The organism is Gluconobacter sp. P1D12_c (assembly GCF_018812105.1).
In the GTDB taxonomy this organism is placed as follows: Bacteria; Pseudomonadota; Alphaproteobacteria; order Acetobacterales; family Acetobacteraceae; genus Gluconobacter; species Gluconobacter oxydans_A.
In genome coordinates this window covers 1-563 of the sequence record NZ_JACSIQ010000222.1, presented here as the reverse complement: position 1 = coordinate 563, position 563 = coordinate 1, and the positions used below count along the sequence as shown (strand labels likewise).

Here is a 563-nt window from a genome sequence, read left to right as displayed (position 1 = left end):
AAGCTCAGCATCATTGATGACACGCTTCTTCATCATCTTCAGAGATCCATCAGACTGATCTCGAACGATGCGAAGCCTCTCATCATTAAGAGACCCCTTGAACTCCTTAAACGATCCGTACCTCTGTATCAGTCGCGTATTGAGTGTCTCATTATAGAACCACTCAAGATGGCCATCCTCCATCGTCTCAATATCGTTCGGCTTAGTCACATATTTTGTGACCTCATCAACAGACTCAAGAGTTCCCGCATCCTTAACAATGCACGACATCCTCTCACGAACATCAGMAAGAAAATCCTGCCAGCCGTTCCCCTTCAAATACGGCAGATCAAAGAGGATATTCATATGCATGTTAAGGGTTTCATGATCCTCATTATGAGTGAACTCAGTCCCCCTGAAATACAGATTTGAACCATATTTTTGATTGAGCCAACGGAAGCAATCAGAGAGCTTGCGTGTCCATTTCCTATGCTCCGCCTTGAGGTCATCATATATGCGGACGTTCTCACCGCAGGTGATAACCATGTACCGCAGATACTTCCCCTTATTCGGGAGAATGTTAT

General features: G+C 44.8%; 1 protein-coding gene. It reads right to left on the bottom strand.

Features of this window, described 5'->3' with window-relative positions; all coding sequences use genetic code 11:
• Positions 1-563 (bottom strand): protein rep (locus KP705_RS16445; RefSeq protein ID WP_215765028.1); only part of this gene is annotated, 563 nt, incomplete at both ends.